Origin of the sequence: Bilophila wadsworthia ATCC 49260 (assembly GCF_000701705.1) — a bacterium.
GTDB lineage: Bacteria > Desulfobacterota > Desulfovibrionia > Desulfovibrionales > Desulfovibrionaceae > Bilophila > Bilophila wadsworthia.
The window spans coordinates 16,646-40,281 of record NZ_JNJP01000035.1 but is presented as its reverse complement, the minus strand read 5'-3'; the positions used below and the strand labels follow the sequence as shown (position 1 = coordinate 40,281).

Annotated in this window: 21 protein-coding genes and 1 tRNA gene; 15 read left to right on the top strand and 7 right to left on the bottom strand. The window is 62.0% G+C overall.

Annotation, left to right across the window (positions count from 1 at the left end):
• Nucleotides 1-74: 74 nt before the first annotated feature.
• From hysA to T370_RS0112640, 6 genes are all read right to left on the bottom strand, one after another.
• Nucleotides 75-1,499, bottom strand: a complete 1,425-nt coding sequence (gene hysA / locus T370_RS0112665) for a NiFeSe hydrogenase large subunit HysA (protein ID WP_005028324.1) — start codon at nucleotides 1,497-1,499, stop codon at nucleotides 75-77.
• Between the two features lie 15 nt (nucleotides 1,500-1,514).
• A complete protein-coding gene (gene hysB, locus T370_RS0112660) occupies nucleotides 1,515-2,465 on the bottom strand; it encodes a NiFeSe hydrogenase small subunit (protein WP_009380430.1) in 951 nt (316 codons plus the stop codon).
• A gap of 542 nt (nucleotides 2,466-3,007) precedes the next feature.
• Entirely contained in the window at nucleotides 3,008-4,060 is a 1,053-nt protein-coding gene (locus tag T370_RS0112655) for a glycosyltransferase family 9 protein (protein WP_029435929.1), read from the bottom strand.
• A 215-nt stretch (nucleotides 4,061-4,275) separates the two neighbouring features.
• Nucleotides 4,276-4,461: a rubredoxin gene (locus T370_RS0112650; protein WP_005028320.1), complete on the bottom strand. Its 186-nt coding sequence runs from the start codon at nucleotides 4,459-4,461 to the stop codon at nucleotides 4,276-4,278.
• A gap of 19 nt (nucleotides 4,462-4,480) precedes the next feature.
• The gene (rbr, locus tag T370_RS0112645; RefSeq protein WP_005028319.1) at nucleotides 4,481-5,056 is read right to left on the bottom strand and encodes a rubrerythrin; all 576 of its coding nucleotides are present in this window, start codon (nucleotides 5,054-5,056) and stop codon (nucleotides 4,481-4,483) included.
• Between the two features lie 151 nt (nucleotides 5,057-5,207).
• A complete protein-coding gene (locus tag T370_RS0112640) occupies nucleotides 5,208-5,603 on the bottom strand; it encodes a Fur family transcriptional regulator (RefSeq protein WP_009380424.1) in 396 nt (131 codons plus the stop codon).
• A 319-nt stretch (nucleotides 5,604-5,922) separates the two neighbouring features.
• Here T370_RS0112640 and tolQ point away from each other — a divergent pair, with 319 nt between their 5' ends.
• The 8 genes from tolQ (at nucleotide 5,923) to T370_RS0112600 (ending at nucleotide 12,423) form a co-directional block, all read left to right on the top strand.
• The gene (tolQ, locus tag T370_RS0112635; RefSeq protein ID WP_005028317.1) at nucleotides 5,923-6,615 is read left to right on the top strand and encodes a protein TolQ; all 693 of its coding nucleotides are present in this window, start codon (nucleotides 5,923-5,925) and stop codon (nucleotides 6,613-6,615) included.
• Between the two features lie 9 nt (nucleotides 6,616-6,624).
• Entirely contained in the window at nucleotides 6,625-7,065 is a 441-nt protein-coding gene (locus tag T370_RS0112630; protein WP_005028316.1) for an ExbD/TolR family protein, read from the top strand.
• A gap of 81 nt (nucleotides 7,066-7,146) precedes the next feature.
• Nucleotides 7,147-8,133, top strand: a complete 987-nt coding sequence (gene tolA, locus T370_RS0112625; RefSeq protein ID WP_029435928.1) for a cell envelope integrity protein TolA — start codon at nucleotides 7,147-7,149, stop codon at nucleotides 8,131-8,133.
• Between the two features lie 495 nt (nucleotides 8,134-8,628).
• Nucleotides 8,629-9,312, top strand: coding sequence for a TonB family protein (locus T370_RS0112620; protein WP_005028314.1), 684 nt, complete (start codon nucleotides 8,629-8,631; stop codon nucleotides 9,310-9,312).
• Between the two features lie 127 nt (nucleotides 9,313-9,439).
• Nucleotides 9,440-10,762 (top strand): PD40 domain-containing protein, encoded by a 1,323-nt coding sequence (locus T370_RS0112615; protein ID WP_005028313.1) that lies wholly within the window; start codon nucleotides 9,440-9,442, stop codon nucleotides 10,760-10,762.
• A gap of 247 nt (nucleotides 10,763-11,009) precedes the next feature.
• The gene (gene pal / locus T370_RS0112610) at nucleotides 11,010-11,507 is read left to right on the top strand and encodes a peptidoglycan-associated lipoprotein Pal (protein WP_005028312.1); all 498 of its coding nucleotides are present in this window, start codon (nucleotides 11,010-11,012) and stop codon (nucleotides 11,505-11,507) included.
• Nucleotides 11,508-11,557: 50 nt separating this feature from the next.
• A tRNA-Pro gene (locus tag T370_RS0112605) sits at nucleotides 11,558-11,634 on the top strand.
• Nucleotides 11,635-11,916: 282 nt separating this feature from the next.
• Entirely contained in the window at nucleotides 11,917-12,423 is a 507-nt protein-coding gene (locus tag T370_RS0112600) for a periplasmic heavy metal sensor (protein WP_029435927.1), read from the top strand.
• 539 nt (nucleotides 12,424-12,962) lie between these two features.
• Here the strand turns inward: T370_RS0112600 and T370_RS0112595 are convergent.
• Complete coding sequence (locus tag T370_RS0112595; RefSeq protein WP_005028310.1) at nucleotides 12,963-13,196, bottom strand: hypothetical protein; 234 nt, start codon at nucleotides 13,194-13,196, stop codon at nucleotides 12,963-12,965.
• 223 nt (nucleotides 13,197-13,419) lie between these two features.
• On the opposite strand from T370_RS0112595, the gene T370_RS0112590 reads away from it, so the two are divergent.
• From T370_RS0112590 to T370_RS0112560, 7 genes are all read left to right on the top strand, one after another.
• The gene (locus T370_RS0112590) at nucleotides 13,420-14,343 is read left to right on the top strand and encodes a branched-chain amino acid transaminase (RefSeq protein ID WP_029435926.1); all 924 of its coding nucleotides are present in this window, start codon (nucleotides 13,420-13,422) and stop codon (nucleotides 14,341-14,343) included.
• 66 nt (nucleotides 14,344-14,409) lie between these two features.
• On the top strand, nucleotides 14,410-16,395 hold the full coding sequence (gene dnaX, locus T370_RS0112585) for a DNA polymerase III subunit gamma/tau (RefSeq protein WP_029435925.1): 1,986 nt from the start codon (nucleotides 14,410-14,412) through the stop codon (nucleotides 16,393-16,395).
• A 61-nt stretch (nucleotides 16,396-16,456) separates the two neighbouring features.
• Nucleotides 16,457-16,768: a YbaB/EbfC family nucleoid-associated protein gene (locus tag T370_RS0112580; RefSeq protein WP_005028306.1), complete on the top strand. Its 312-nt coding sequence runs from the start codon at nucleotides 16,457-16,459 to the stop codon at nucleotides 16,766-16,768.
• 458 nt (nucleotides 16,769-17,226) lie between these two features.
• On the top strand, nucleotides 17,227-17,838 hold the full coding sequence (recR, locus tag T370_RS0112575) for a recombination mediator RecR (RefSeq protein ID WP_005028305.1): 612 nt from the start codon (nucleotides 17,227-17,229) through the stop codon (nucleotides 17,836-17,838).
• Between the two features lie 102 nt (nucleotides 17,839-17,940).
• Nucleotides 17,941-18,642 (top strand): Bax inhibitor-1/YccA family protein, encoded by a 702-nt coding sequence (locus T370_RS0112570; RefSeq protein WP_005028303.1) that lies wholly within the window; start codon nucleotides 17,941-17,943, stop codon nucleotides 18,640-18,642.
• Between the two features lie 125 nt (nucleotides 18,643-18,767).
• Complete coding sequence (locus T370_RS0112565; protein ID WP_029435924.1) at nucleotides 18,768-22,445, top strand: DUF748 domain-containing protein; 3,678 nt, start codon at nucleotides 18,768-18,770, stop codon at nucleotides 22,443-22,445.
• Nucleotides 22,446-22,552: 107 nt separating this feature from the next.
• Entirely contained in the window at nucleotides 22,553-23,629 is a 1,077-nt protein-coding gene (locus T370_RS0112560; protein ID WP_029435923.1) for a hypothetical protein, read from the top strand.
• Nucleotides 23,630-23,636 lie beyond the last annotated feature (7 nt).

Here is a 23,636-nt window from a genome sequence, read left to right as displayed (position 1 = left end):
GAAAGCCCTCCCCGCCCCCTCCGATTCTTTCTCTACTCGGCCTTGGCGTGCAGCACGTGCACGGCGCAGCCAAGTCACGGGTCGTAGGCGCGGATCACGCGCCCGACGTTGACGGGGCTGTCGACCTCGGGAACGGGAACGCCGATGAGCGCCTCTTCAACGGCCCCGCGCTTCCCGGCGTCGTCGCGCGGCGAACAGTTCCACATGGAGGCGGCTACAACGGCGTAATCGTCGATCACGCCGTTCTTCACGCGCATGTAGTGGCACAGCGCGCCGCGCGGCGCTTCGGTAAAGCCGATGCCCTCCCCGGCCTGCGGGACTTCCGGCAAGGCGAAGGTCTGCGCGCCCGGCTCCAGCTCGTGCAGCCAATACTCGATCATGCCGAGGGTCTGATACACCTCCTCGACGCGCGCCACGTTGCGCCCCATGATCGAGAAGGCGGGGTCCTCGCCTATCTGGCGGAACGTCTCCGCGCGGACGCCGAACATATCGGCAAAGAAACGTTGGCCAATGGGCGAAAGCGGCTTGTCGTTGATCCACATGCGCGCCAGCGGGCCGACTTCGACCCGATGCCCGGCATACAAGGGGGCCTTGATGAAGCTGTACGCGCCCTCCTTGTCCACCTGCGGATTGGATTCCGACTTCTGGAGCGGCGTGCCGGAAGGCGCGGGCTCAAACCACGAATAACGCACATCCTCAAGGATGCGGTTCCCGTCGAACGGCTCGTCACGCCCGTTGATGTAGGCCCCGGCATTGAAGAACTGCTCGCCCTTCTTCGCCAGCGGAAAGACGCCCACGCACAGGGCATTCTTGTAGCCGTGCGCCATCTCGAACATATCCATGTAGCGTGAGGCGATGGTGTAGACCAGCGGCAGGTAACGGTTTTCCACGAATTTCCGGACCTGCTTCATGCGCGCCGCGTATTCGAGAATCGTCTCGCGGTCGGGGATCTGCGCCGCGCCGCCGCCGAGGATGCCCTGCAAGTGCGGCATACGCCCGCCGAACAAGGCCACAAGCTGGTGGCAGACCTGCCGGACTTCCAGCGCCTCGATGTATTCATCCATCGCCAGCGTGTTCTGCTCTTCGGAAAGCCGCAAATCGGGATTCCGGTAGCGTGGAATGAACGGTACCGTATCCGGCCCGTGGAAATAGTCCTGTCCGCCGAGATGGTAGAAATGCAGGATGTTGGATTGGAGATAGTTGCCCGCCAGCATCAGGTTCCGGGCGATGCGCCCGTTTTCGGGCACCTCGACGCCGCACACGGCCTCAATCGCAAGGGATGACGCCGTTGCGTGGGCCACAGGGCACACGCCGCAGATGCGCTGTACGATCTGGGAAGCGTCGCGGGGATTCCGCCCGCGCAGGATGGCCTCGAACCCCCGGAACATGCCGCCGGTGATCCATGCGTCGGCGACTTTGCCGTCCTCCACCTGCACCTCGACCTTGAGATGCCCTTCAAGTCGGGTAACGGGATCGATGGCGATAACGGTCTTGCTCATGCTGCCTCCGGGCGATCAGTTTTCATAGAAGGGGGACATGCCGTCGGGAAAATTGGGCGACGTGCAGCCCACGCAGGTGGCGTTGGCGATGCACCAGTTGACCCCGCCGTTCCACTTCCGCGTGGCGGAGTCGCAGCCGCTCCACGGCCCCCGGCAGCCGAGTTCGAACCGGCACCCCTTCTTGTCCGTCATGAACGGGGAAAAGATGCCGTCTTCGAAAGAACTCAGGTAGGGGCAGGTCAGATGCGTGTTCGGATAAAACACCTTGGGCCGCCCCACGTCATCGAGCCCGCGCATGATCTCCAGTACGCCGCCTTCCGTGCCCTTGCGCTTCATGGCGTCGAGCAGGAGGGCCAGCGTCCCGACCATCCAGTCGGGATGCGGAGGGCAGCCCGGAACGTTGATCACCGGGGTGGGGATGCCCCGCATCTTCAAAAATTGGCTTACGCTCACCGCTTGCGTCTGCTGCCCGCGCGCCGCTGGAACGCCGCCATAGGACGAACATGTCCCGGCGGCAACGACGGCCGCCGCGCTCCGGGCCAGAATGTCCGTGGTTTCAGCCACGGTGTACTCATGATGATCCACTTCCCCCACGACGCAGTATTTCCCGTCCGCCTTCAAGGGGATGGAGCCTTCGACGATAAGCACGTACTGGCTGTTAAACTCTTTGGATTTGTCCAGCATACTCTGGAAGGCGAGCTGCCCTTCGGCGGCCATGATTGTGGGATGGAAATGCATCGCAATGATTTCCAGCAGCACTTTGGCGATGCCGGGGTGGGCGTTGTTGAGCAGGGACACGGTGCAGCCCGTACACCCCTGCCCTTCGACCCAGAACACCGGAGGGCGCTGCCCGGTCAGCGTTTCCGCAAGCACATCCCGCACGAACGGGTGAAACATGCCGGAAACCCCGATTCCCGCCACCGTCCCGGTGCAAATACGCACGAAGTCTCGTCGGGTAAGTTCCATAGGAAACCTCTTGTTTCGGTTACAGACGTATTGGGGGGAGGAGCCCTCCCGTAGCAAGGGCGCCTCCCCCGTTCCCCACCCCCAAAATATCCGACAGCGGGGAAGTTCAGCGTCGCCCCCGGCGGGAGAGTGCGCCTGGAACTCCGCCACTCCAACGTATCGTGAGGCAGCCGCGAATCAATGATTATAAGGAGTAGAAAGAGAGAGCCGGGGGAGGGAGCTTTTTGAAAAAAGCTCCCTCCCCCGGACCCCCTCCCGCAAAAACTTTGACTGGTGGGGAGGCCGCGCGAAAGGAGTCCGTTCCAGCGGGAAACTGAAACGTGGAGAACGCTTCTTAGAGAGGCTGTTTCAGCAAGCGGCCCCGCCTGAATTAGGAATCATTCAGGCGGGGCCGCTTGCCATCAGCCGGGAAAACCGACAGCAGGGATTCGATAAAGTCAAAAGCCTTTGAAAAGGAAGGGGTGGGGGTGGGGAGGGGGAGGAGAAACGTGGGGGGCTCCCCCCTTCTCCAGAACGTTTCTCCTCCCCCTCCCCAAGTTCTCCTACACCCCCAGCTTTCCCGCCACATCGCGCCACACGGCTTCAACGTCGATGTCGACCATGCAGCGATGATGCTTCTTCGGGCAATGATGCGGCCCGTGCAGGCCGCAGGGACGGCACTCAAGGGAAACCTCAAAGACCTTGGCGGAATCGCCGCGCGGGAAAAAGCCGAGCTCACGCACCGTCGGCCCAAACAAAGCCGTAACCGGGGTATGCTGCGCCCATGCAAGATGCATCGGGCCGGAGTCATTGGAAACGTAACAGTTCAACATGCGCAGATAGGCGGCCAGCTCGGGCAGCGTCAGGGCGCAGGACAAGTCGTGCAGGAGCGGATTGCCCTTGAGTTCCGAAAGGGCGATCACATCGCGGGCCACACCTTCCTCACCGGGGCCGGCGAAGACAAGCACATGGGCACCCCGGGCGACGGCCCGGCGGGCGATTTCCGCAAAGCCGGACGGCAGCCAGCGTTTCGTGCCCCAGACCGAGCCGGGATGCAGCCCGAGCAGGACGGGTTCCTGATCGCCTTGCCGGAGCGACTCGCGGAAGGCGGCGGCCTTCTCCAGTGCCTCCGAGGGAAGCGTCAGCTCGGGCCAGTGCTGACGCGGGGTTTTAGGCGGCAAGATAGGCTTCAGCAACTCAAGAAGCCGTTCGATCTCGTGCAGCTCGGAAAAACGGCGGGATACGCGCCGGTTGTAGCAGAGCGCCGCGACGGGGCCCCCGATATAGCCCACGCGCAACGGCGCGCCGCTCAAGCGGGCCAGCAGCGCGGAACGGGGGCTTGGATGCGCGCCGATCCAGATGTCATAGCGCCGCCCGCCAAGGATACGCCCGCTCTTGAGCAGCGCGGACAGGCGATTGTTCCCGGCGATGCGGCGCTTGTCGTACTCATAGACGGCATGAAGGGCCGGATGGGCCTCGAACAGGGAGGCAAGCCCCCGGCGCACGTAAAAATCAATCTCCGAACCGGGAAACGCGTCCGCCAGCGTCTGGATCAGCGGCAGCGTCAGTACCGCATCCCCCAAAAAAGCCGTATTCCATACCGCGATCCGCTTCATAAAGCGCCTCCTTTCGGCCAGACTGCCAGTCCCATACGGGAAAACCCGCAATTCCTCTTCCGCAACGGCACCCTATCCCGTGTCCCCTGCCCGCACAAGAGACGAGAAAAGCCCAGACAAGCATCCGGGCTTTTTTCAATGGGAATACGCCTCTTTTGACGAGAGGCTTGGAAGCGGGCGGGAAGGAAGGGCTCCCTTCCCGCCCGCCTCATGGGTTAAGCCTCGCTCAGAGGCTTGAAGTTCTTCTTGGATGCCCCGCAGACGGGACAGGTCCAGTCTTCGGGAAGGTCTTCAAAGCGAGTGCCAGCGGGAATCTTGCGGCGCTTGTCGCCCCGGTCGGGATCGTACACGTAGCCGCAGTTGCTCACCGGACAACGATACATGTCTTTCGGATCAGCCATGATGTACCCCTTTACCGGCTTACCACGGGTTGTGGAGCACTTCGAAGTGAGCGGTGGGGTGCGCACAGGCGGGGCACAGGGCCGGGGCGTGCGTACCGGTCACGAGACAGCCGCAGTTGCGGCAGCGCCACACGACGGGGGTTTCGCGCACGAACACGCGGCCTTCCTTGATGTTCTTGGCGAACGCGAGGAAACGCTCTTCGTGGTACTGCTCCGCAATGGCGATGTTGCGCATCACGCAGGCGACTTCGGAAAACCCTTCAGAGTCGGCGATATTCGCAAAAGAGGGATACATTTCAGTATATTCGTGATGTTCACCGGCAGCGGCGGCGTACAGGTTGGCTTCCGTGCCCGTGATGATGCCGGCAGGGAAGGCGGCGGTGATTTCCACGTCGCCTCCTTCAAGGAACTTGAACAGGCGCTTGGCGTGTTCTTTTTCCTGAAGCGCGGTTTCGGTGAAGATGTCGGCGATCTGCACAAAGCCGTCTTTTTTGGCCGCACCGGCAAAATAATCATAGCGGTTGCGGGCCTGAGATTCACCGGCAAAGGCGGTGAGGATATTCCTTTCAGTCTGCGTACCCTTCAAAGATTTCATACAATCTCTCCTTTTGGTAATAAATGAAGGGGGATAAGCCCCTTTGAACCGCTTGGGCGCATCGGATGCGCCCAGTAAATCCGTTACACGGATAACGCTAAAAAGCGCATGAGGGAACCCCACTATAACTCAACAGGATTCCCCCATGATTTCAGGAAGCCTTACGGGCGCACTCTTCGCAAATGCCTTCGTACTCAACGCGCGCTTCCGTGATCGTGAAGCCCTCAACGGAAACGCCTTCAACGGAAGGCGTCGGCACGGGAGGAATGACGTCCCCGATTTTGCCGCAAACCCGGCAGCGCACATGCTGATGGGGGCGGGTATCGCCGTCGAAACGGCGGATGGAGCCGGCTGACTCCAGTTTGAGTATTTCTTTGGATTCCGTCAGGAAATCAAGGTTGCGGTAGACAGTCCCAAGACTGATACGCGGCATGCGGGTACGAACCATCGCATACAGCTCGTCAGCCGTGGGGTGAGTCTTGACCTTTCTTAATTCCTCAAGAATAACCATACGTTGTCTAGTCATACGAGTCTGTGGCTGTGACATATCCATACCTCTTTGAGAACAATTACTGTTATGCTTAAAAAATGTCAAGTTTTTGGATTGCATATTATCGGCGGAATGAATAGAACTGTCAAACGGCCCGCATTTTTCCGTCAAAACCCGTTTGCGGACGCACATGGGGAAACGGCTCCATTTTCTCGTTGCATCCACGGACAGAGACGCTTATTACCGGGCGAGTGAACAAGCGTTTTTTCCGATAGCGCTCCGGTGCTGTCGGGACTTTTGTTATGGCAGGAGCCCGGGGCGGCAACGCCGTTGCGGCGTTTTTCCCAAAAATACAGACGTACCAAGGTGTGACGTTATGGATTTGAGCATTCTTTCCCTCCTTGCCCAAGCCACGCTGGTAGCCAAAGCGGTCCTCGTGGTCCTGCTCTTCATGAGCGTATTCAGTTGGGCCTTGATGTTCCGTAAATGGATGAACATCCGGGCGGCGCTCAAAAAGGCCGCCGACGGCATGGACCGTTTCAACCACGCCCGGGACCTGCGCGAGGCCGTGCAGTCCCTCGGCGGCGATCCCGACTCCCCGCTGTATACCGTCGCCCACGAGGGCGTGACCGAATTCAACCGCTCGAAAGAGGCCGGGAACTCCGAAGACGTCGTGGTCGACAACGTGCGCCGCGCGCTCCGGCAAGGCGTGGACATGGAAATGACCCGTCTCACGAGCTCCCTGTCCTTCCTGGCGACCTCCGCGAACACGGCCCCGTTCATCGGGCTGTTCGGCACCGTCTGGGGCATCATGAACACCTTCCACGCCATCGGCGCCATGAAATCCGCCTCCCTCGCCACCGTCGCGCCCGGCATCTCCGAAGCCCTCATCGCCACGGCTATGGGCCTTCTCGTGGCTATCCCGGCGACCATCGGCTACAACACGTTCCACGGAAGCCTCGGCGTGCTCGAAACCCGCCTCGTCAACTTCGCCGGCATGTTCCTCAACCGCGTCCAGCGCGAGCTGAACGCCCACCGAGCCGTGTCCAGAAGCGGACAGGCCGAGTAGAGGTGCCTCATGGGATCTTCTGTCGGCGGCAATAAAGGATTCGTGTCGGAAATCAACGTGACGCCGTTCGTCGACGTCATGCTGGTTCTGCTCATCATCTTCATGGTCACGGCGCCGATGATGACGGAAGGGCTCGACGTCGACCTGCCCCAGACGCGGGCCGTCGAAACCCTGCCCACCGAATCGGACAACATGATCCTGACGGTCCGCAAGGACGGCGCCATTTTCCTCGACTCGTACGAGGTGGGGCTGGACGAGCTGCAGGACAAAATCAACCTGCTCGTCAAGCAGCAGAACAAGCAATTGTTCCTCCAAGCCGACAAGGACGTGGCCTACGGCCTTGTCGTGGACGTGATGGGGCGCATCCGTGAAGCCGGGATCGACAAGCTCGGCGTGGTGGCCTTGCGGGAAGATACGCCCGCCGTCCCGGAAAAGAAGGGCAAGAAGTAAAGCCCCGGCTTTCCGCCGGTCGCGCACAACGGATAGAAGGGCCCCGGCTTCCGCAGCCCGGGGAAAAAGGCAGACCCACCAATGTTTGGCAGTTATTTCTTTTCAATCCTCCTGCACCTCGCTCTGGCGCTGCTGATCTTCCTGTGGCCGAGCTCTCCGCCCGTGAAGCTCGATCAGCCCATGATGCAGATCAGCGTGAACATGGGCGCTCCGGGCGGCAACCGGATGGCTTCGCCCGTGCTCGGGCCGCAGGGCAAGCCCATGCCGACGAAGGCCGCGCCTCAGCCCGCCCCGGCGGAGCAGGCGGCCAGCGCCGTCCCCGTAGCCCGTGAGGATACGGTGCAGCCCAAGGCCGAGCCCAAGAAGGAATCGCAGCCCAAGCCCAAACCGAAGCCCGAGCCCAAGTCGGACGAGGTCGCGCTGGCGCAGAAAAAACAACCTAAGAAGCCCAAGGACGAGGAAGAGGAAGAGCCCAAGGAAAAACCGAAGGAAAAGCCTAAGGACGACGGCAAGAAGGACAAGAAGGAAGCTTCGGAGAACGCCAAGAAAACGGACGACAAGGCCAAGCCCGCCAAGGAATCCGATAAGAAGAAGGACGGCGTGGACCCGAGCAAGGCTCTTGCCGACGCGTTGAACGACGCCAAAAAGAAGGCCGGAACGTCCCGAGGCACCAAGGAAAAAGGCGGCAAATCGTCCGTCGCGGGCGCTCTTGCCGACTTCCAGAAAAGCGCCGGGGGCGCTGGCGGCGGTGGCGGCGGCGAAGGCGACGGCCCCGGTGGCGGCGGCATCTACGACGTGTATATGGGGCAGGTCATCCTTGCCGTGCGGCCGAACTGGAGTATGCCGACCTACTCCCGCGCGAACCTTTCCGTGCAGGTCAACGTAAAGCTTGATCCGAACGGCAAGGTCCTCAGCTGCACGGTGGCCCGCAGCTCCGGCAGGGCCGAAGTCGACGCCTCGGCGGTCAACGCGGTCATCAGGACCAAAGTGCTCCCCGCGCCGCCCACGCCCGATCAGCAGGAACTCCTCCTCACCTTCAATACCCAGGAAATGATGGGCAGAAGGTAGCTTGTACGGCTTGCGGGAAGAATACATTTAGGGGCGGGGAAACCTTTCTGGAGAAAGGTTTCCCCGCCCCTCCAAGCTGCCAGAGGGGCTCGCTCCCCCTTCCCAAGGCTTTCGGCCTTATCGAATCCCCCTACCCGCTTTCCCTGTAAATTGTATGGAAAAGCGTCCCTTTCCCCGCCGGGACGGGCTCCGCGTGCAAGGGGGCAAAGAACGTATCTCCAGCCAGTTCATAACAGCGTGAAGGCCCCCTGCGTAAGAGGGCAAAAAAGGCGCTGAACCGTTCCAATGCCTTTATCCTTCCACCGGAACGGACTCCCTACGCGCGGCCTCCCCACCAGTCGAAATTTTTGCGGGTGGGGGTCCGGGGGAGGGCGCTTTTTATAAAAAGCGCCCTCCCCCGGTTTTCCCTCCCTCTAGAGGGCTGGCCTTTTGGCGGAGTGTCCGGTAGAAGGGACGTATACGCTTCAACACGCAAGAAAAATTCCGGAGCGAACGATGCCTAAATCGATAATGCGTCTGCTGGCTGCTTTTGGATTCATACTGTGTTCAGCCCTGCCGGGCATGGCTGAACCGACGGGTATGCCCCTCATTGCCGGAGCGGACACCGCGGGCGGGTACGCCGGGGATGTCCTCGTCAAGGTGCTGCCCGCATGGCAGCCCCCGGCGGGCGCTTCCGGCATAGTCACCATCTCCCTGCGCATCGGCAGCGACGGGCGCCCGCTGTACTGCGAGGCAAGCCGCAAGTCGGGCAATGCCGCGCTCGACGAGTCCGCCTGCCAGGCCGTCGTGCGCGCGGGCACGCTTCCCACGCCGCCGTACGGGGCCATCACCGAAGTCTATCTGACGTTCATGACGGATCCGGGCGCCCTCAAGGGGACAGCGCCTCAGGGGCAGGCTTCCGCTCCCAAGGAGCGCAGCTACGCCGAGGAAATCATGTTCCGGGCCAAGCCCTATATCCAGATCCCGCAGGGCGTCCACGGGGAATACAGCGTGGAACTGACCCTCCGCATCAACGAAACCGGCGGGATCGAACAGATGTCCGTCTCCAAGTCTTCGGGGAAGGCCGAAGTGGATAACGCCGTCCTCACCGGGGTCATCCGGGAAGGGGTCATCCCCCCGCGCCCGGCGGGTTCCGAACCTCTGACCATGCGTCTCCTCTTTACCCTCAAAAACAATTGATCTAGACTCGCGCCGCGTAAGCAAAAGGTCTTCCGTGGCAAAAACGGAAGGCCTTTTTACCGAAAAAGCGGTAAGCCAAATCCTGCGGGAGGACCTCCCGTTCACCCCCAACCCCTTTAAAGGCATCATGAAACCATTTCGCCTGTTTTCCCAAGTGCTGCTTCTGCTCGGCCTTGTGATGGTCTGTGCCGCCGGTTCCTCAAAAGCCGCCATGCAGATCGACATCTACGGGCCCGGTCAGAACATCGTCAATCTGGCCATGGCCGCCCCGCTCAGCACCGGCCAGCCTGCCCAAGGGCTTGGCAAGGAGCTCGACGCCGCCATCCATGACAACTTAAGCTTCCTGCCCTTCATGCGGCTGACGGATCCCAAAGCTGTCCTCGGCGGTACGACTCTCCCCGGCTACCAGCCCCCGAACGTCGACTTCAAGCGCTTCCAGCTTGCGGGCGCGGACCTGCTCGTCACCGCCGGCTGGCCTCAGGGCGACAAGTCCGGGTCCACAGTGGAGCTGCGCGTCTATGAAACCTTTTCCGGACAGTTCGTGTTCGGCAACGCTTACAGCGGCGTAACCAAAGAAGAAGTGCAGGATGTGGCCGACCGCTTCTGCGCCGACCTCATGAAGGCCCTCACCGGCCACGGCGACTTCTTCCTCGCCACGCTCGCCTTCGTGAAGAACAGCGGCAAGAACAAGCGCGACGTGTGGATCACCAAACCCACCGGCCGCAACCTCCGCAAGATCACCGATATCCCCGGCATCGCCATGTCCCCGTCGTGGTCGCTCGACGGCCGCTTCATTGTATTCAGCCACATGGACGACAAGAGCCACGCCCTCGGCGTATGGGACCGCCTGACCAACCGGGTCCAGCGTATCCGCTTCCCCGGCAACACCGTCATCGGCCCCACCTTTACCCCCGGCAACAAGGTCGCGGTGAGCCTCTCTACCGGCAAGAACCCCGACATCTTCATGCTCAACCACGCCTTCCAGAAGGAACGCACGCTTGAAGCCAACGGAACCATCAACGTGTCGCCGACCTTCGACGCCGCCGGCACCAAGATGGCCTTCACGTCCAACCGCATGGGCGGGCCGCAGATCTTCATGAAGGACCTGGCCTCCGGCTCCGTCTCCCGCGTGACCAAGCAGGGCAACTACAACACCGAACCGAGCATGAGCCCCGACGGGACGCTGATCGCCTTCTCGCGCCTCACCTCGGAAGGGAACCGCATCTTCGTGCAGGATCTGACCACCGGCACGGAACAGCAGATCAGCTTCGGCCCCGGCAATGACGTGCTTCCCTCCTTCGCGCCGGACAGCTACTTCATCGCCTTCACCTCCAACCGGAGCGGCCCGAACCAGATTTACCTGACGACCCGTCACGGCGGCGACGCGAAGAAGGTCCCCACGGGCAGCGGAGACGCCTCGTTCCCCCGCTGGGGCGCGATTCCCCGTTAGCCGGGCTTGACGGAAAAGGGAGCGTTTTTTAGATAGGCGGAAACGGGCGGGAGCGGCCCTCCGCAACCGTGTTTTTCCCTCGTGAATCTTCGCGGGAAATCACTGAAATAGCCCCCTACCAGCTTGACAATACAGGTTTGCCGGAATAACCTTCAGCCCTTGCGTGTGCAGGGTAGTATACGCAAGGAAGAAGGAATTTTATCAACCGTTTTTCTGTGCGGGGAAACTCGCTCAGGAGGAAAAAGAGATGAACACTTTCAAACGTTTGGCTCTCGTTGTGACTCTCGTTGTGGCTATGGGTGCTGGCTTTGGTTGCGCGAAAAAGCAGACTGGCGCTGACGTGGCTCCCGCCACCACCGCCGACGACAACGGCGCTGCTAACGCCGCTATCGAACGCGCCGCTCAGGCGATCACCGACGGCATCGTGTACTTCGACTTTGACAAGTCCGACATCAAGGCCGAATCCCGCGACATGCTCCGCCAGAAGGCTGAGCTCATGAAGGCCTATCCCAGCATCCGCGTGCGCATCGAAGGCAACTGCGACGCCCGTGGCACCCAGGAATACAACCTCGCCCTCGGCGAACGTCGTGCTCGCGCCGCTTACGAATACCTCGTCATGCTCGGCGTGAACCCCGACCAGATGGAAATGATCTCCTTCGGTAAGGAACGTCCCGCCGTTGAAGGCACCGGTCCCGCCGTGTGGGCGAAGAACCGCCGCGACGACTTCCGCGTTATCGCGAAATAAGTTTGCTTTCTGAAAACTCACGCCGCCTTCCGGGGCGGCGTGAGCCATAACGGAGCGTGGCGCAGCTTGGTAGCGCACCTGGTTTGGGACCAGGGGGTCGCTGGTTCGAATCCAGTCGCTCCGACCAGAATAACGCAGAAGGATTCCAGCACAGCCGGAGTCCTTTTTTTCTGCCCGTCGTTCTCCCCTTCGCCGCTTTCGGCCTCCTTCCGCGCATCTCTGCAAGCCCCGTTTCCCGCCGCGTCCCTATCCCTGCGGCCCCATTGCCATCCCCCGCACCGCCGCGCACGCATCTGCCTCTCTTCCCTCTCCTGCAAGGCACCTCACGCCTCTCATCGAAACAATCATTGTTTCGCCCCGTTGCGCCTCCTATGCTCTTGGGAACGACACGTAACCGGAGGTTTGGGATATGCGTACTTACCTGAAAGCGTTCCTTTTTTTGGCTCTGACGGCTTCCATTGCCTGCGCCGGGGCGAATTTCGCTCAGGCCGCTGAAACGGCTCCTGCCGCCTCCGCCGGGAACGGCATAATGCCGCCCGTCGGCACCTTCGACAACAACGCGGCCTACCAGACTCTGACGCCTGAAAAACAGGCCAAATACAATGAAATCGTCAAATCGGCGGAAGAAGCCATGTTGCCCCTTCGTGAAAAGATGATGGCCAAGCGCCTTCAGCTTGATACGATGGCGAGTATGCCCAACATGAACGAGGAAGCCATTGCCAAGGCCGCCGCCGAGGTCGCTTCGCTGCACACGCAGATGATCAAGGTTCACGACATGATGGCTGATCGCCTCGCTAACGAGCTCGGCATTTCCATCCAGCGCGGAACCTGCTCGGACGGCTACACGCCCTGTCCCATGCATCGCGGCATGATGCGCGGCTACCATCATCAGGGCATGATGATGCCCATGTATTGATTGGAAATGGAGCATTTAAAGGAAGGGAGAGGGGACCCTTTAAAAAGGGTCCCCTCTCCCTTCCCACAAGCCCTCTCCTCTCACCCTCCTAAACTTTTCGACTGATGGGGAGGCGGCGACAGGAGTTCATAATCGCAGCAAGAAAACGGAAAAGGATACAGGAAAAGGCAAGGAAAGAGCCCCCCCCGCCTTTTTAAAGACTGCGATTGCTTCTGATTGCAAAAAAAAACGATATCGTCGCGCGCCAAGTAAGACACCCTCGGCCTTCACGGCAAAGCCGCTGAAAATCCCCGATGAGCTCCGTACTCATACCCTGCGCAACGTCCCTTCAGTTTTCCCCTGAAAAGACAATAAAACGCCGCACACAGCCTTCGTCTCCCCTTTTCCTCCGGGCGGGACGAACTCCCGTCGCGCCGCCTCCCCACCAGTCGAAAGTCTTGGGAGAGGATAGGGAGGGGTTTGGGGAGGGGAAGGAGAACCTTTCTCCAGAAAGGTTCTCCTTCCCCTCCCCAATATCTCCACGCCCCTCCCCACGCGCATCAACCGCTCGAGGTGACTTTCCTGACCAGCAGGTTGTCGTGGGGAAGAACGGCACGATCGGGCGTGAGCAACTCGCGCCCCCGGGCCACGAGGGCGGTGCACTCGCGGATGCCGAGGTATTTGAGCAGCTGTTTCACATTCTTGACCTTGTGGCGGGGGATTTCGAGAACCTGTTCCTCTGGCTGGAGCAGGACCGTCACGTTGGGTATTTCAAAAGGCAGAGGCTGATCCATTGCTATCCCTTTTTTATGCGAATATGCCCCGGAATGGGGACATCAGAGTACGTCGCTTCGCGCCAAAAGGAAAGTCTCCCGATAGGAAAGGAAGGATTGTCACGGAACGGAGGACCGGACCTCTTGACCCCTGCCCCGCTTTCACTTAGCGTAACGGATCGCAACGCTTCATCTACCGGAGCGTACAAACGAATTCACCCTGCGGGGTTGTAGAGGTAATCCCATGCTTCAGAAAACGGAATTCATCTGGTTTGACGGAAAGCTGGTCCCTTGGGATCAGGCCCAGGTCCATGTGCTTGCCCACGGTCTGCATTACGGCACCGGCGTCTTTGAAGGCATTCGCGCCTACGCCTGCCCCGACGGTTCTTCCGCCGTCTTCCGTCTACCGGAGCATTCCAAGCGCCTCGTCAATTCCGCCAAAATCCTTGGCATCGACATGCCCTATACCGCCGACGAAATTTCCAAGGCGATCGTCGAAACCGTTGTGGCCAACAAGCTTTCCGAAGGCTACATCCGTCCCCTCGCCTTTGCCGGCGAAGGCGACATGGGCGTGTTCCCCGGCAACAACCCCACGCACGTCATCATCGCCGTGTGGCCTTGGGGCGCCTACCTCGGAGCCGAAGCCCTCGAAAAGGGCATCCGCATCAAGACCAGCTCCTTCGCCCGTATGCACGTCAACACCCTGATGAGCAAGGCCAAGGCCGCCGGCAACTATGTGAACTCCGTGCTCGCCAAGATGGAAGTCAAACAGGACGGTTATGACGAAGCCCTGATGCTCGACACCAACGGCTACGTCTGCGAAGCGACCGGCGAAAACTTCTTCATCGTCCGCAACGGCGTGATCAAGATCCCGCCGCTGACCGCCATCCTCGACGGCATCACCCGCGACTCCATCATCAAGATCGCCCGCGATCTCGGCTACACCGTGGAAGAACAGCTGTTCACCCGCGATGAAGTCTATTATGCCGACGAAGCGTTCTTCAGCGGCACCGCCGCCGAATTGACGCCCATCCGCGAACTCGACAACCGCACCATCGGCGAAGGCCATGCCGGCCCGGTGACCAAAGCCCTTCAGGCCGCCTACTTCAAGGCGATCAAGGGGCAGGATCCCCGCTACGGCCACTGGCTGACCAACTACAAGTTCTAAAGCCGCCCACGGGGGAGGGCAACCTCCCCCGTTCCGGCTCCGCCACACAGCGCAACCCAATACCGCATGAGTCACGCATCCCTCGCAGCCCGCTACCGTCCGCAGACATTCGCTGAAGTGACGGGACAGGAAACCGTCAAGGCCATCCTTTCCCGCGCCGCCGCGGAAGACAAGGTTGCGCCCGCCTACCTGCTGAGCGGGACCCGGGGCGTGGGCAAGACCACCATCGCCCGTATTTTTGCCAAGGCGCTGAATTGCGTGCACGCCCCCACCGGCGAGCCCTGCAACCAGTGCGAGCAGTGCCGCCGCATCACGATGGGCAACCACGTGGACGTGGTGGAAATCGACGGCGCGTCCAACCGCGGCATCGACGACGCCCGCCGCCTGCGCGAGGCCATCGCCTACGCGCCGATGGAAGGCCGCTACAAGGTCTTCATCATCGACGAAGCGCACATGCTCACGCGCGAATCCTTCAACGCCCTGCTCAAGACGCTGGAAGAACCGCCGCCACGCGCAACGTTCATCCTCGCCACCACCGAGGCCCACAAATTTCCGATCACGATCGTCAGCCGCTGCCAGCATTTCATTTTCAAGGCCATCCCCGAAGCCGAACTGGTGGCCCATCTGACGCGCGTGCTCAACAAGGAAGGCATCCCGTTCGAGGAAAACGCCGTCCGCCTCCTTGCGCGCCGTGCCGCCGGAAGCGTGCGCGACAGCATGTCCCTGCTCGGCCAGACGCTGGCCCTCGGCGGCGACCACCTGACCGAAGCCTCCACCCGCAGCGTGCTCGGCCTTGCCGGACAGGAGCTCTATGAGCGCCTTCTCAACGCACTCAAGGCTCAGGACTGCCTCGCCGTTGCCGCGCTGACGCAGGAATTGCTGGAGCGTGGCGTGGATCTCGGCTTTTTCCTCCGCGAACTGACCACGTTGTGGCGTAACTTGTTCCTCATCCGCCAGGCCGGGGCCGCGGCCACCGCCGCGCTCGACATGCCGGACGCGGAAAAGCAGCGCCTGCTGGACCTCGCGCCGCAGTTCGATCCCGCGTATATCCATGCCGCGTGGCAAATGGTGCTCGAAAGCCAGCGGCAGGTGCTCACCAGCCTTGAGCCTTCCGCCGCGCTGGAACTGCTGCTCCTGAACCTCGCCCTGCTGCCGCGCCTCGTATCGTTGGAAACCCTCTCCCGCACCACGGTCGCCCCGGCTTCCGGGACACCCGCCGCTCCCACGCCGTCCGCACCTACCGCGCCTCCGGCCCCGGCAAGCCCAGCCCCGGCGTCCTCGTCGCCCGTCTCTTCCGCGCCTGTGGCCTCCGTGCGGCCTGTACCTGCCGCCCCGGTTTCATCTCCGTCCGCGCCTGCCGCGGCACCGGTGCAGCCCACGTTTTCCGGGACCCAGTCCCCCTCGGCAAAACCTTCGCAAACTTCGGCGATCCCCCCGCGCCCGGCTCCGGCAGCGTCCCGTACGCCGGTTCCGCCCCGCCCTGTGGCGGCCCCCGCCGCTCAAGCCCGGCCTGCCGCCCCGCAAGGCACGCCGCCGTGGGAAACAGCTACTCCGGCCCCCTCGGAGCAGTCTGAACCTTCCGCAACGGTCGCGCCCACAGACGCCCCGCACCCTCTGGACACCGCTCCGGCGAAGGATGCCGTCTCCGCAAGATCCAAGAAAAAACATGCTTCCACCGTGCCCGCGCCCTCGGAGGCATGGATGGACTTCGTGGAGTTTTGCCGCAAGAACCAGAGCGACGTCACGTTGTCCCTTCCGGCGCTCACACAGGCGAACGGCGTATTTTCGGAAGGAGTCCTGACGCTTGCCACAACCAGCGCCATCCAGTATGAACAGCTTTCGGCCCCTTCCCGGCTCTCCGAGCTGGAACGGCTGGCCAGCGACTATTCCGGCAAGGCTGTCTCCGTACAGGTGTCCGCCCCGGAACGGCTGCACAAGACCGAGGCCGAACTCAAAAAAGAATTTGCCTCCCACCCCGTGATCAAGTCTCTCACCGAGACTTTCGGCGCTTCTCTCATTCGGTGTATCCCGGTGGAGCACACACGGAGTTGAAGGAACCCTCGGAGGTTCCTCGGGAAACCTCTCCTCAACCGATCCTTTCAAGGAGACCGTAATGCGCAACATGAATGATCTTGTACGCCAAGCCGGCGTCATGCAGAACAAAATCGCCAAGATGCAGCAGGAAATGGCCGAACGTACCGTTGAAGCCTCCAGCGGGGGCGGCATGGTCAAAGTCGTCGCCACCTGTAAGCAGGACATCGTGTCCATCACCATCGATCCCAAAGCCCTCGAAGGCGGCGATGTGGAAATGCTTCAGGATCTCGTCCTGACCGCCGTCAACGAAGCCGTCCGTATCGGACGCGCCACGATGGACCGCGAAGTCAGCGCCATCACCGGCGGCATCAAGCTGCCCGGCATCATTTAAGGATATTGGGGAAGGTGAGGAGGCACCTTTCTGAAGAAAGGCTTCCTCCTCACCCTCCCCACCTCCCCTCCTTCCCAAGGCTTTTGCGTTTTTGGGACGGGGAGGGGCGAAGGACATGCGTTTTGCCCCCGGTGGGCTGCCAGTCGCCCGTCGTCCAACCGTGGATGGCGGGTTGTCGCGTCCCTGAGGGCGGCCTTTCCCCCATCCCCACTCCCTTCTTCCCCGAACGAGTCCCCGTTCCCGAAGCAATACCCGGAACAGGGATTCGATAACGTCAAAAGTTTTGGGAAGGAGAGGGGGAGGTTTTGGGGAGGGGAGGACGACCGGATGGCGCCCCCCGAACGGGCCGTACCCGTTGACGCGTCTCCGAGGCTTACGGGCATCGACAGCAACGCTGGGAGCCTTTCTGAAGAAAGATTCCCCCTCCCCCAATTTTCTGTCCACCCAAACGAGGAAGTATGGACCACAGAATCCCTGAACCGCTGAAGGCGCTCGTGGAGCAGCTGGCGCGGCTGCCCGGCCTTGGGCCCAAATCGGCCATGCGCGTGGCCATGACGCTGCTCAAGTGGCCGGAAGCCGAAACGCGGCGGCTCGGCAAGGGCATCCACGACCTGCGCGACAACCTGCGGCTGTGCTCCCGCTGCGGGGCATTGACGGAAACCGATCCCTGCAACGTCTGTTCGGACAAGGAACGCGACGACTCGCTGCTGTGCGTGGTCGCGGAATGGGACAGTATGCTCACGCTGGAAGAAGGCGCGTTCTACAAGGGCCGCTACCTTATTCTGGGCGGCCTGCTGGCTCCGCTCGATAACCTGAGCGCCGAAAGCCTCGAGCTCGATCGGCTCACCAAGCGTCTGGAAGAAGGGCAGGTGCGTGAAGTCGTGCTCGCCCTCGGCGCCACCGTTGAAGCGGAAACCACGGGCGCGCTCGTCAGGAGCCTCGTCAACCGCCGCTTCCCCGGCGTGACCGTCACCCGGCTCGCGCAGGGCATCCCGCTCGGAGCGGAAGTGAAGTTCATGGACCGCGAAACCCTGCGCCAGTCGCTCCAGTACCGGCAGGAAATCCGCTGAGGTTGCAATGCCGGGCACTTGCGCCATAGCCTTTTAATGACTATTATCCCAAAAGGTATTTCAGAGTTCTCTTACCCCCATTTTTTACGGAGGTTTTATTCAATGGAAAGCTTGCGCGATTCCACTCGGTCAACCAGTATCAGCGTCGCATCCGTCTTCATGCGCCATGTGTACCAGTGGATGACGGTCGGCCTGCTTGTCACGGCGGGGACCGCCTTTTTCGTCGCGTCCTCCCCGGCTCTTCTGTCCGCCATCTTCGGCAACACCTTCGGCCTGATCATCCTCGCCATCGCCGTGTTCGCCATGCCGCTGGTCCTGAGCGGCATGATCTCCCGGCTGTCCGCGTTTGCCGCCACCGCTCTCTTCGTCGTCTACAGCGCACTGATGGGCGCGTTCCTGTCCTCGGTACTGCTTGTGTATACGGGCGCTTCCGTCATGTCCACGTTCGTCACCTGCGCGGCCATGTTCGGCGGAATGAGCATCTACGGCACCGTCACCAAACGTGATCTCACCGGCATGGGTAGCTTCATGATGATGGGCCTGTTCGGGCTGATCATCGCCATGATCGTCAATATTTTCCTCCAGAGCTCGGCCATGACCTTCGTGATCAGCGCCCTCGGCGTGGTCATCTTCACCGGCCTGACCGCTTACGACACCCAAAAGATCCGCGCCTTCGGCGAAAACGCCCCGCTCGACGACGCCACAGCCATCCGCCGCGGCGCTCTGCTCGGCGCGCTGACCCTCTACCTCGACTTCATCAACCTGTTCCTGATGCTGCTCCGCCTCATGGGCGACCGCCGCTAACCGGATCGACTCTGGGGAGCCGTCCCCTTACGCCCGCCGGAGCCGCTCCGGCGGGCAACGGGAGCCTTTCATGACCGCATCCGGGATGTGAAAGGCTTTTTTGCTACCCGACACAGGAAACGCGCATGGCTTCCAAGCAACGCAAGCGGCGCAGGAAACGCCGCGCCGTCAAAAAAGCCCCTCCGCTTCCTCCCGTTTCCGCACAAGCCGAGGAGGAGAAGGCCCGAACCCGAGGACGGCGTTCAGCCAAAGGCTGGCGTGCCTGTCTTTTCGGAATCGGCCTCCTCTGCGCCCTGTGGACCGCCCTTGCCGTTTCCCTGCCGCCCACGGTGCTGCGCGGCGTCGTGGAAAGCCAGCTCTCGGAGGCCGTCAACGCCCCCGTCACCATCGAATCCCTTTCGGTCAACCCGTTTACCCTCGGCATTGCCGTGCGCGGCGTCCGTGTCCCCTACCTTGAAGAGACGGGAACGCCCGACGGCGCGTTGCTGACCATCGAACGGCTGGACATCCGGCCACGCCTCCGGCTTTTCGCGGACGCCGCCCCCATTCAGGCCGCCCTCCGCGTATACAATCCGGTACTCGACATCACCTATCTCGGCAATGGGTTGTTTTCCTTCTCAAAACTGCTGCCCGCGCCGAGCGGGGCCGATACCGCTCCTGATGCCCCGCTTTTCGCCCTGAGCGATCTTGATCTGAAAGGCGGGACCATCCTGCTCCGCGACGGCCCTGTCGGCATGGTCCACACGGTCAGCGACGTGAACTTTCATGTCCCGCTCCTGCGCTCGGCGGACCTCCCGTTTGCGCCCACGCTCTCCGCGCTGGTCAACGGCACGCGCATCGACGTGGAAGGCCGCACCGAGCCCGATGCCGAAACGCTCCGCACCACCTTCGCCATCCACACGGCTCCGCTGCACATGGAGCATTTCAAACGCTACCTGTCCGATTTCACGCCCCTGAACCTGAACAGCGGCACGGTGGCGCTCGACATGCTCTTCACCCTGTCGCAGCCGCATCTGGGGCGGGTGGAGAGCAGCCTGTCCGGCACGGTCAAGGTCGAGGATGCGGAAATCGCCACCCCGGAAGGGACCATTGTGGGCAGGCTCCGCCGGGGGCAGGCCGCCCTGAAAGATTTTACGCTGTCCGAGCGGCGCATCCGTCTGGACGAGATGGAACTCGACGGCCTGTACCTGCGCGTCGGCCGCGACAAGGCCGGGCGCATCGACTGGGTGGACTGGCTGAGCGGGACGGACGCGAACCCAGAAAACCTTTCGCCCGAAACGCCGTTCGTGGTGGAAGGCGCGGACCTCATCCTCAGGAACTCCGATTTCACATGGGTCGACGCCAGCCTTGCGGATACGCAGCAGATCGAGATCACCGGCGTGGACGGACGCATCGCGGAATACTCGACCCGCCCCGGCGCGCGCACGGCCATGCGCCTCTCCTTCGGCATCAGCACGGAAGGAGTGCTCGCGGTGGACGGCGAAGGCACGCTCACCCCCCCGAGCCTCAACGCCTCCCTGTGGGTGGACGACCTGCCGCTCATCGTGCTCCGCCCCCTGCTTGGGGAAACGCCCCTCAACGACATTCTGGGGCGCATTGCGATTAAGGGCGGCGTCCGCTTCGGTTCTGACGGAAAAACGCCCCAAACGCCCGCCGCCCCTGCCTCAGCAACCTCCCTCGCCGTCACCGGTGCCGAAGCCTCGGTGAGCGCACTGTCCTTCGGGCGCGGCAACAGCCTTTCCGCCGCCGACCGCAAGGCCGGGAAAGACGCCGGTTCGCCCGCCGTCCGGATACGGGCGCTCACCTTCAATGGCCTGCATTTTGACACACAAGCCCGTTCCGCCTCGGTCAAAACCCTGTCCGTCGAAGCCCCCGAAGTGCGCGTGACCTCTTCAGGCGGCATGGGGCTGGCAATCCCCGGCGCAAAGCCGTCCGCAGCCAACCCCGCTCCCGCCCTCAAAACACGCCTCCCCGAGGGGATGTTCACCGCCGCCCTGCCGGACGCCGCAAAAGCCTTCCTCTCCGACTGGAAGCTCAAGGCCGGCGGTTTCCGCATCACCGGGGGCAGGCTGGAGCATGTCGCCGCAGGGAAAGCCGAAAAGCTCATCTCCAGCCTCGATCTGGAAACCGGGCCTCTTTCCGGCGACCTGGCCGATACCATCAGTTTGATCCTGCGCGCCCGTGGGACATCGTCCGACAGACTGAACCTCAAAGGGACATTGCGCCCCGTCCCCCTGCGCTTCTCCGCCAGCATGGACGCTGCGGATCTGCCCCTCGAATGGCTCGGTCCGCCCCTGCGCGCCTCCACAAACCTCTCCCCGTCCGGCAGGCTCTCCGCGAACCTCGACGCCACGATCACAGAGGAAAAGGGGAAAGACCTCGGCATACAGGCTTCGGGCTCCCTTACCGTGCGCGACCTCCGGCTCAAGGACGCCCGTACCGAGAAAGTGTATGCCGTGCTCCGCCGCCTTTCCGCGGACACGTTCCGCTTTTCTTCGGCTTCCTCAAGCTTCGAGGCCAAGGAAATGCTGCTGGACCTCCTGCGCATGGACGTGGCCCTCAATGCCGACAAGACGCTGGACATCCTGGAGTGCGTCCCGAAAAAACAGACGGGCCAAGAGCCCTCCTCCCCCTTCCGTTTTTCCGTGGCGTCCCTGAGGCTTCAAGACGCCGCCCTGCTGTTCCGGGATCAGGCCCACGGCTCCGTCTCCGCCGTTCAGGATATCAATGCGACGGTCAGCGGCCTTTCCTCATCCGGTGGCTTGTCCGACATCGTCTTGACCGGACAGATCGGGGGCGCGCCCATTACGCTGTCCGGCTCCTGCAATCCGTTCTCCACCCCTCCGGCGGCCAAACTGACCTTCACCGCCAAAGGCGTGGATCTCGCCCGCTATTCCGCCTATACGCGGGCCTATCTGGGGTATCCCGTCGTGCAGGGGCGCCTTGATCTTGAAAGCGCCTTCGCCACGTCCGGCTGGACATTCTCTCTCGACAACCATATCCGGCTGGAAAAGCCCGTGCTCGGCCCCAAGGACACACGGCCCGGCGCGCCGGACTACCCCGTCTCCCTCGGCTTTGCCCTGCTGGAAGATCTGCGCGGCAACATCGCGCTGGATCTCCCCATTTCCGGGAGGCTCGACGACGCCGCGCTGCAGGTCGGCGGGCTGGTGGGCAAGGCGCTCGGCGGGCTGTTCACCAAGGTCGTGACCTCACCCTTCGCGCTGCTCGGCGGCATCATCGGGCTCGTGACGCCGGGCGATCCAGCGCTTCAGGTCATCGCCTTCCCTCCCGGCGACACCCGCATCAACCCCGCCGCCCAAGGGCGCCTCAAGCGCATCGCCAAAGCGCTTGAAGAGCGCCCTCGCGTCAAAATCGAACTCATCGGCATGTATGAGCCAGCCAGCGACACGCGCGGCCTGAAACGCCTGCGGGTCCTCCGCAAGGTGCAGGCCCGGCAGTACGCCGCCCTGCCCGCCAAACAGCGGGCAGCCAACCCCGTTGGCGCCACAAAGTTGTCATCCGGCGAGTACGAACGCTTCCTGCTGCACGTTTACAAGGCCTCCCCCGCCGGGCGTAAAGCCAAAGGCAATGAGGAGCCGGACATCATGGAGCAGAAGCTGCAAGCGCTTGAAACCGTAACGCAAGCGGACCTGGAAGCGCTGGCCCGCAGCCGCGCGGAAGAAGTGCGCGCCTTTCTCCTGAAGCACGGGCCAGGGTTGGGAAAACGCGTGAACATCGCCTCCAAGGGCGGCCTCCCCGACGTGCGGAGCGGAACGGCGCAAGTAGAGATTCAATTACGCTAATCTCTTGATACAAAAAGATAAAAAACGATTTCAGTTCCTGCTTGCATTTATGGTATACAGGCTGCATGTATTCGGAGAAAGAACCCTTTCCATTTGTAGGAGGTTCCATGAACTTGCCTTACATGCCCGGCGTCCGCCGCGTCTCCCCGGCGGGCCTCCCATGCGATCCGGGACGCGTAGAAAGCGGCGTGCGCAAACGCTTCCGGTTCATTGCGCTGCTCACGCTGGCCGTCTTCATGGCGGGGGGGACTGCGGCGTCCGCCGCGACGATTGCCAACCATATGGACTATCCCGTCGAAGGCTTTTCCCTTTGGTGTCAGGACCCCCAACAGCACTGGATCGAGCGGAAGCTCACCGGGCATCTGGACATGGAGCAGAAAGCCGCCGTCACGCTGCCCGAAGACCCTTGCTTCTTTCTTGAAGCGGACATGGGCGACTATCTCCTGAGTTTTCCGATCAAGCAGGAGCTCCAAGGGGAGGATCTGCTCGACACGAGCTGTATGCCCGACCCCACGCTTGAGGTCTACCGGAAGGCCGAGCCGCTGTTCATCGCCGATGGCGAGGAAAAGGACCGCGATCTTGAACGCGATCCCGACCGGAACCCTCCGGAAGTCGTCCCCATCGGGCGGCTGCTCGATACCTTCAAAGGCGGCATGAGCGAACAGGAGTGCCTCATGTACGGCATCCCGCTGCGCCGGGAAAGCTACAACGACAGCCAGAACTTCTCGATCAAGACCGCGATGGTCAGCGACGGGGTCGTCTGGCACGGGATCATCTCCCTTTACAAGGATGCGGAAACCAACATCATAGGTTTGTCCCTGACCACGCCGCTCAGCGAAGGGGCGTTGGAGAAACTGTTTTCCGCGCTGTCCGGCAGGGCATACAAACACGTGGCGCTCGGCGACGACGGCCCCGTGTATATGGATGATCCGATCCTCAGCCCCGATCCCGCCGTCCGCAAAGAAGCCATCCGGAACATGCTTGCCCAGCTGACGGTTCCGAACGCCGATCCCTATGACACGCATTTCGAACCCGATTCGCCCGAATGCCGCGAAAAGGATGCCAAGAAAGAGCAGAATGAAGCGCAAGCCGCCTGCAAGGAACTGAGCGCGGATATCCGCATCGCTCCGGGCAGCGACCGCATCGAACTCTTCCTTCAGGAAGGGGAAGAGTCCGCCGAATAGTCGTCTG

Bases quoted from the DNA above. Each gene is read 5' to 3' on its own strand.
- T370_RS0112570 (WP_005028303.1), top strand. From the start codon at position 17,941: ATGGAAAGCTTGCGCGATTCCACTCGGTCAACCAGTATCAGCGTCGCA.
- hysA (WP_005028324.1), bottom strand. From the start codon at position 1,499: ATGAGCAAGACCGTTATCGCCATCGATCCCGTTACCCGACTTGAAGGG.
- hysB (WP_009380430.1), bottom strand. From the start codon at position 2,465: ATGGAACTTACCCGACGAGACTTCGTGCGTATTTGCACCGGGACGGTG.
- recR (WP_005028305.1), top strand. From the start codon at position 17,227: ATGGACCACAGAATCCCTGAACCGCTGAAGGCGCTCGTGGAGCAGCTG.
- T370_RS0112630 (WP_005028316.1), top strand. From the start codon at position 6,625: ATGGGATCTTCTGTCGGCGGCAATAAAGGATTCGTGTCGGAAATCAAC.
- T370_RS0112615 (WP_005028313.1), top strand. From the start codon at position 9,440: ATGAAACCATTTCGCCTGTTTTCCCAAGTGCTGCTTCTGCTCGGCCTT.
- T370_RS0112565 (WP_029435924.1), top strand. From the start codon at position 18,768: ATGGCTTCCAAGCAACGCAAGCGGCGCAGGAAACGCCGCGCCGTCAAA.
- T370_RS0112595 (WP_005028310.1), bottom strand. From the start codon at position 13,196: ATGGATCAGCCTCTGCCTTTTGAAATACCCAACGTGACGGTCCTGCTC.
- T370_RS0112620 (WP_005028314.1), top strand. From the start codon at position 8,629: ATGCCTAAATCGATAATGCGTCTGCTGGCTGCTTTTGGATTCATACTG.
- pal (WP_005028312.1), top strand. From the start codon at position 11,010: ATGAACACTTTCAAACGTTTGGCTCTCGTTGTGACTCTCGTTGTGGCT.
- tolA (WP_029435928.1), top strand. From the start codon at position 7,147: ATGTTTGGCAGTTATTTCTTTTCAATCCTCCTGCACCTCGCTCTGGCG.
- rbr (WP_005028319.1), bottom strand. From the start codon at position 5,056: ATGAAATCTTTGAAGGGTACGCAGACTGAAAGGAATATCCTCACCGCC.
- T370_RS0112590 (WP_029435926.1), top strand. From the start codon at position 13,420: ATGCTTCAGAAAACGGAATTCATCTGGTTTGACGGAAAGCTGGTCCCT.
- T370_RS0112655 (WP_029435929.1), bottom strand. From the start codon at position 4,060: ATGAAGCGGATCGCGGTATGGAATACGGCTTTTTTGGGGGATGCGGTA.
- tolQ (WP_005028317.1), top strand. From the start codon at position 5,923: ATGGATTTGAGCATTCTTTCCCTCCTTGCCCAAGCCACGCTGGTAGCC.
- T370_RS0112580 (WP_005028306.1), top strand. From the start codon at position 16,457: ATGCGCAACATGAATGATCTTGTACGCCAAGCCGGCGTCATGCAGAAC.
- T370_RS0112650 (WP_005028320.1), bottom strand. From the start codon at position 4,461: ATGGCTGATCCGAAAGACATGTATCGTTGTCCGGTGAGCAACTGCGGC.
- T370_RS0112560 (WP_029435923.1), top strand. From the start codon at position 22,553: ATGAACTTGCCTTACATGCCCGGCGTCCGCCGCGTCTCCCCGGCGGGC.
- T370_RS0112640 (WP_009380424.1), bottom strand. From the start codon at position 5,603: ATGTCACAGCCACAGACTCGTATGACTAGACAACGTATGGTTATTCTT.
- dnaX (WP_029435925.1), top strand. From the start codon at position 14,410: ATGAGTCACGCATCCCTCGCAGCCCGCTACCGTCCGCAGACATTCGCT.
- T370_RS0112600 (WP_029435927.1), top strand. From the start codon at position 11,917: ATGCGTACTTACCTGAAAGCGTTCCTTTTTTTGGCTCTGACGGCTTCC.